General features: G+C 69.6%; 5 protein-coding genes and 1 pseudogene. 2 read left to right on the top strand and 4 right to left on the bottom strand.

From position 1 onward, the window contains the following. From ON21_RS10930 to ON21_RS10920, 3 genes are all read right to left on the bottom strand, one after another. Positions 1-1,283 (bottom strand): phosphatase PAP2 family protein (locus ON21_RS10930; RefSeq protein ID WP_245562541.1); only part of this gene is annotated, 1,283 nt, incomplete at its 3' end. A 187-nt stretch (positions 1,284-1,470) separates the two neighbouring features. Further along, entirely contained in the window at positions 1,471-2,841 is a 1,371-nt protein-coding gene (locus tag ON21_RS10925) for an amidase (protein WP_039797641.1), read from the bottom strand. Between the two features lie 212 nt (positions 2,842-3,053). Then, the gene (locus tag ON21_RS10920; protein ID WP_039797639.1) at positions 3,054-4,274 is read right to left on the bottom strand and encodes a PucR family transcriptional regulator; all 1,221 of its coding nucleotides are present in this window, start codon (positions 4,272-4,274) and stop codon (positions 3,054-3,056) included. Between the two features lie 396 nt (positions 4,275-4,670). Here ON21_RS10920 and ON21_RS10915 point away from each other — a divergent pair, with 396 nt between their 5' ends. Both ON21_RS10915 and ON21_RS35775 read left to right on the top strand, forming a co-directional pair. After that, entirely contained in the window at positions 4,671-5,147 is a 477-nt protein-coding gene (locus tag ON21_RS10915; protein WP_039797638.1) for an HAD-IIIC family phosphatase, read from the top strand. 158 nt (positions 5,148-5,305) lie between these two features. Next, positions 5,306-6,295: a helix-turn-helix transcriptional regulator gene (locus tag ON21_RS35775; RefSeq protein ID WP_169332688.1), complete on the top strand. Its 990-nt coding sequence runs from the start codon at positions 5,306-5,308 to the stop codon at positions 6,293-6,295. Here the strand turns inward: ON21_RS35775 and ON21_RS10905 are convergent. Beyond that, positions 6,260-6,464, bottom strand: a pseudogene (locus ON21_RS10905) (RNA polymerase subunit sigma-70); the annotation flags it as partial. The gene ON21_RS35775 and the pseudogene ON21_RS10905 sit on opposite strands and share 36 nt — an antisense overlap.

Genomic DNA, 6,464 nt, shown 5'->3' with positions numbered 1-6,464 from the left:
AACATGATCGCCAGCGCACCGAGCGCGCTGAGGATCACGACGCCGGAGGGCAGCGGGTGCGTCGCCATCGGCACGGCGAAGAATCGAATGCACAGCAGTACCCCGGTGCAGACGGCGACACCCATGGCCACGACCCGGACGCGCTGGTGATCCCAGCCCCGGTCCGGGTCGCGCAGCGCGGATTCCACCGTCAGGCACAACGCCGCGCCCACGACCAGGTCGACGCCGTAGTGCGCGCCGAGGCCGAGCGTCGCGACCAGCGTGCACACCAGCCAGAACGCCCCGCCCCAGCGCAACCACAGCGGGCCGCGCCGGGAGTGGATGAACAGCGACAGCGCCCAGGCGGTGTGCAGCGACGGCATGCAGTTGCGCGGGGTGATGCCGTCGAAGCGCAGCGCCTCGATCGAGGACGGCACCGCCGGAACGACATCCGGCCAGACGTCGGCGATCTCGAAGCCCAGTCCTTGCGGTCCGTACGCGAGCACCGGCCCCACCACCGGGAAGACCACGTACCAGATCGGCCCGACGAGGCCGAGGGTCAGGAACGTCCGCACCAGGTAATGCCGTGGCCACCCACGGGTCGTCACACCCCGTAATTGCCAGGCCGCGACCAGCACTGCCGCCAGCGGAAGCTCGAAGTACACCCAGCGCACCACACCCGTGGCCACCGGTCCTGCCACCTCGAGCGCGTGCCCGACCAGCCAGGACGGGCTGCCGAGGGCCCGATCGGCGACTTGCACATACGGATCGAGCACCATGGGGCAGGCCCACGCGGTGATGTCCAGCCAGATCTCACTGATCTTCGTCGCGCAGATCAGCAGGGCGCCGAAGGCGATGGTGCGCAATGCCGTGCGGCGTCGCTGCTCGTCCCACCGCACGAACGCGAGCACCGCCAGGGCGGTGAGCACGATGGTCGGACCGTTGCCGACGGTGAACGGACGCCCCTCGGCCACCCTGATCACGACGAACAGCAGGTCGACGGCGATCGCCGCGGCGAGGGCGACCGAGCGGGCGCGCGCCGTGATCCCGACCAACGCCAGCAGGAACCCGGCCCACGGCGTGGTTGCCGACTTCGGCGTTCCTGCGTAGTCCCGCAACAGGCTGGTCAGCGGGCCCAGCGCCGTGATGTGCGCGGCCATGAGTTCGCCGCCGATCAATGCGAGCACGATGGCCCCGACACCGCACCACACGACCACTGGCCGGAACCGACGCTCTCGGAGCTCTTCGATACCCACTTGCTCGCCCGGTGGGGTCGAGCCTCCTCGCACGTCGTTCACAAGCACCGGAACATCGTAAACACGGCATTAACGGCATATGTACGGGGAGATGCCCGCGCGACGGCGAGCGGGCGCTGCTCGGGGTCGGGCAGTCCGAGCCGGCTCGGGCTGCCACGTTCTCACGGGCGCACCCGGACGCCGTGGGGCGGCGGAGACAGGGCGCTGACCCGAACCGCTCGGCGGTGGCGGTCGGTCAGGGTATCGCAGCGTCGCCGAGCGGAGCGTGCCGCTGCCACGGACGGATCCGCTCCAGCTGCGCGGCGACCGCCAGCAACGTGGTTTCGCCGCCGGGCGCCGCGGCGAGCTGCACACCGATGGGCAGTCCGGTTTCGGACTGCCCGGCGGGAACGGATATCGCCGGGTAGCGGACCGTGTTGAACGGCGGCGTGAACGGAATGAAGCGGGGCATGTCGAGCAGGGTCCGCGAAAATCCTTTCCCCGCGAAGGTTCCCACCGGTACCGGCGGGGTCGCCAAGGTGGGGGTGAGGAGCAGATCGTGCTCGGCGAACCAGGCGGCGAATCGTTCGGACTGGCCCGGCGGGGGTGCGTCGGGCACGCGGTGCACCCAGCCGATCACCCGTCCGGCCCGAGCGACCTTGCGGGTCAGCGGTTCCAGCAGTTCCGCGCTCAGGTCGGTGGTGTCTTCGGCGACGCCGGCGCAGTAGCGGGCGAGGAAGCCGAGCGCGTCCTGCGGCCGCCAGGGCGGCGCCACCTCGGTGACGGTGTGGCCGGCTTCGCGCAGCGCTTCGGCCGCCGCGAGCATCGTCGTACGCACCTGTGGGTCGACCGACACTCCGAGAACCGGTGGCCGCGCGGTCATGCCGATGCGCAACGGCCGCTCGGGTGCGGCCGGTGCCAGGTAGCGGTCGTCGTCCGCCAGCACAGCGAGAAGCAGGGCCGCGTCGGACACCGTGGTGGCCAGCGGGCCGAAGGTCGATATGCCGAGCCAGTTGGAGCCGAGTTCGGGTGGACGCGGGATCACGCCGTCACCGGGCTTCAGGCCGACGAGCCCGCAGCAGGACGACGGGATGCGAATCGAACCGCCGCCGTCGGAACCCACTGCGAGCGCGGCCATTCCGGCGGCGACCGCCGCGGCGCCGCCACCGGTTGATCCGCCCGGAGTGTGCGTGAGCCGCCACGGATTGCGGGTGATGCCGTGCGCGGCGCTCTCGGTCACCGGCCACTGGCACAGCTCGGGCACATTGGTCTTGCCGATCAGCAGCGCACCCGCGGCGCGCAACCTGCGGACCAGCTCGCTGTCGGACTCCGCGGCGGTCTGCCGTGCCGCGCGCGACCCGTGGCCGGTCACGCACCCGGCGAGGTCGAGATTGTCCTTCACCGCCACCGGAACTCCGGCGAGCGGCAGGTCGGCGAGATCGCCGCGGGTGGCAAGGGCGCGGGCTTCACGGCGGACCTGCTCGTGGCGCACGATCCGGAAAGCGTTGATCTGCGTGTCCGATGCCGCGATGCGGGCCAGGTGCTCGTCGGCCACCTCGAGCGGCGACACCGTCCGGCTCCGCACCCCCGCCGCGATCTCGCCCGCCGACGCGCCCGCCCATGTCATCGCAACCTCCTGGGTACCTCTGGTCGCGACGACCGGGGCTGTGCCGCCACCGGCCTTCGTAACTCGTGGCTCACGGTAATCGTCGACGCGTGCCACCACAACGACCAGCGCCTTGTCGTTCCCGCGCATGGGAACGGGTGGCGGGGCGAGTGATCCCAGGGCGGTTCGCCCCGCCTGCGGACGGCGACGAATCGACGGACCGCGTCGAGCGCTCAGGTCGTGCGATACGTGCGGGCAACCAGTGCCGAGCGCAGATACCACAGGCCCGACGGCTGGGACGGGTCGAATCCGGTGAGCTGTCCGATCCGCTTGAGCCGGTAGTCGACGGTGTTGGTGTGCACGTGCAGCACGCGTGCCGTGCGCTGCCGGTTGAGGTTGTTGGCGATGTGCCGTTGCAGCGTCTCCAGCAGTTCCGGGTGCGCGTCCAGCGGATCCAGCAGTGAGCCGAGGTACTCGCGGCCGGGCCCCGGTCTGGTCAGCTGGTATTCCAGGGCCAGCTCGTCGAAGCGGTAGAGCCCGGCCACCGCTTGCAGTCGCTGCACCATGTCGAGCAGTTCGTGCGCCTGGTCGGCGGCGGTGGGGATCTTCTCGGGGGTGGCCTCGACCATGGTGGCGGTGACGCCCACCTGCGCGGCGTGCGACAGCTGGGTGACCAGGGCGTCGAGCTGCTCGTTGTCCAGATGACCGGACGGGATGAGCACCGTGCCGCCGTCCACGCTCAGCAGGGACAGCGCGGCCTCGCCGCAGCGCGTGGCCAGCTCGGCCTGCACCCGGCGCAGTTTCCTGCGGGCGACGACCTTGCCGTCCACCATGGGGTTGCGTTCTTCGCGGTGCGGCGGAATCGCCACGGCCAGAACGGCATACGAGGAGGCGATGGCGATGCCGCATTCGCGCGCCATGGTCGAGGTGCTGTGCCCGCCGAGCAGCGCGGAGGTCAGCGTGTGCACGGCGGTGTGGTGCTCGCTGACCACCGCGCGCAGCTCGCGGACGTAGGCCATGGAGACCGCCGAGTTGATCATGTCGAGCATCTCGACGACCATCTTGGCTCCGTCGACGAGGTCGTCGTAGTCCTTCATCGTCGCGTCGGAGACCACCAGATCCAGGCCCATTTTGAAGCCTTCGTGGATCGAGTGGTGGATGGTGTCGATCGGCACTCCCTCGCGCGCCCATCCCGCGGCGGCGTCGCCGAGCCGCTGGAGTTTCTCCGGCAGGTCCTTTCCGTCGAGCATGCTCACCGCCAGTTCCAGGCAGACCCGGGTGATGGTGGTGACGTCGCCGGCGATCGCGTCACCCGGTAGGGTTCCGCACGGGATGACGTTCTCGACGAAGTGGCCGACCATCTGACGCGATAGCCCGCGAACGTCCTTCAGTGGCGACGACATCGGCTTTCCCGACAGAGTCAGGCTCGGCCGGGCCGAACTGTCGACGGACATTGGCGACTCCCTTCCGCCCACGATTGCTGTGCAGCGCATTCACACTAATCGGTTGATCTTCTTCGCGGACCCGATCGACGGGTTCTGTGAAAGCCGGTGAGACGGGTCGAACGGGGGTTGTGAGCGGTCACAGCAGTTGGACGTGTGACCTGATTTCGCCTCCGGGCGTCGCACTTCGAGTTCGTGGCCGCACGCAGGCCGACCTCGGCGGGGCGGAACCGGTTCGGTCGTTGCCGCGAGGTGTGGCCGACATGCCGGTAGGATCACCCGCGCCGGTCATGGCCATGCAACCAGGGTCTTGTCCGGCACGTGTCGTGTCATGGATGGTGTGCAGTGCCCATCTGCCGCGCACGCCACGGCGGAAAGGCAGTGATGACGCAACGATAGGGGCAGGCGATGACACCGGCTCTGAGATGTCTTGTCTGGGAACTGGACAACACCTTGTGGGACGGTGCCGTGTGCGACGCGACCGTCGGCGCGTTGCGGCCCGCCGCGCTGCGCACCTTGCGTGTGCTCAGCGAGCGTGGGATCTGGCATGCCGTGGCCAGCCGCGGCGAGCGCGAGTGGACGCTGGACAAGCTGTACCGGCACGGCGTCTACGAGATGTTCTCGGCCGTCGAGATCGGTTGGGGCCCGAAGTCTTCGGCGATCGAACGAATCGCGCGCACGCTCGGTCTCGGCCTCGGCGCCATCGGCTTCATCGACCAGGAGCCGGTGGAGCGCGCGGAGGTGGCCCGTGCGCTACCGGCCGTGCGCTGTTATGCCGCGCGGAACGTCGACGTCCTTCCGGTGCTGCCCGACTTCCGACCCGTATTGCGCACCGGGCCCGCCCCCACGCCGCCGCTGGGGTTCGCCCGGGTGCCCGTGCGCTGAACGTGCGAGTGCGTGCCGATGGATTCGGCTGCCGAGCCGGTCGCGACGGCGGATACTTCCCAGCGGCGCGAAATCGCGGGGAGTCGTATCGTTCCGGCGCGCAATACGATATCCGGTGAATCCGGCGGCGATAGGTTGTCACTATGAAGTGCTACGGCGTGACCGCCAACGATGCCGAATCGTGGACCGCGATCGCCAACAGTTTCGTTCCGATGGACTACCGGTACGGCGATCCCGAACGGTGGTATTCGGGCATGACGGTGCAGGAATCGGCCGCCTACCGGTTGTTGCGCTGGGAGCAGCGCGGGACGAGTACTTCCTATCGCACCCGGACGAACATCCGCCACGGGCCGTGCGACGACTTCTACTGGGTGGTCCTCCCCGAACGGGGCGTGTACTCGGTGCGCTATCGCGGGGAGGAGACGCGGGCGCGGCCGAACGAGGCCGCGGTGACCGCACTCGACGATCTGTGCCAGATCCATATCCCGCTCTTGTCCGCCTACGCGATGCAACTGCCCCGGGCCGAACTCGACCATCGCGGAGGACCACTCGCCGAGCGCGGCATGACCATCGACCTGAACTCCGGACTCGGCCGGATCACCCAGGCCATGATCCGCAGCACCCACACCGAACAGTCGAACCTCTCCGATCACGAGTTCAACGCCGTCTGCGACCGGATCGCCGAATTGCTGAGCCTGATCTCGCTCGGCGAAACCCGCCCGCAGCGTGGTCATCACGCTCAGGTCGTCGCGCAGATCCGGCAGTACGTACGAGCCAACGTGGGCCGGGACGACGTGCGCCTGCCCGCCGTGGCGCACGCGCTGGGCTGGTCGCCCCGGCAATTGCGCTCGGTGCTGCAACAGGCCGGCACCACCTACCGCGACGTGCGCCGGGAGGAGGCGCTGCGCGCCGCGCGCGATCTGCTGGAGGATCCCGCTCGGGAGGACCCCATCCGTGAGCTGGCGATCCGTGCCGGATTCACCCCGGCATGGTTCTCCGCGGCGTTCAAGGCACGGTTCGGCGAGACGCCGCGAGAATTCCGGCGGCGTCGAGCCGCGGAGCGCGCCGCGACGGGCCGGGTGCCGGTGCTCGGAGACGGAGACGGATCGAAATCATCGGGGCGAGAGGCCGATCGAGAGCCCGCGTAGCCGAGACGGGTCGGCGATCACCCGGTATCCGGCCACCCGGTCGCCGTGCACCGTGACGGTGAGCGCCAGCAGCAGCCTGCCGTGCGGGGCGACGACGATACCCGGATGACCTTCCACCAGCGCGAGCGCCGCCACCTGCGAACGCCTGCGCAGCAGCACGGTTTCCGCC

Origin of the sequence: Nocardia araoensis NBRC 100135 (genome assembly GCF_000308435.1) — a bacterium.
GTDB lineage: Bacteria > Actinomycetota > Actinomycetes > Mycobacteriales > Mycobacteriaceae > Nocardia > Nocardia araoensis.
This window is presented reverse-complemented; position numbering and strand designations above follow the sequence as displayed.

What these genes read in the sequence shown, in the direction of transcription:
- ON21_RS10920 (WP_039797639.1), bottom strand. Translation starts at nt 4,274, where the DNA reads ATGTCCGTCGACAGTTCGGCCCGGCCGAGCCTGACTCTGTCGGGAAAG.
- ON21_RS10915 (WP_039797638.1), top strand. Translation starts at nt 4,671, where the DNA reads ATGACACCGGCTCTGAGATGTCTTGTCTGGGAACTGGACAACACCTTG.
- ON21_RS10925 (WP_039797641.1), bottom strand. Translation starts at nt 2,841, where the DNA reads ATGACATGGGCGGGCGCGTCGGCGGGCGAGATCGCGGCGGGGGTGCGG.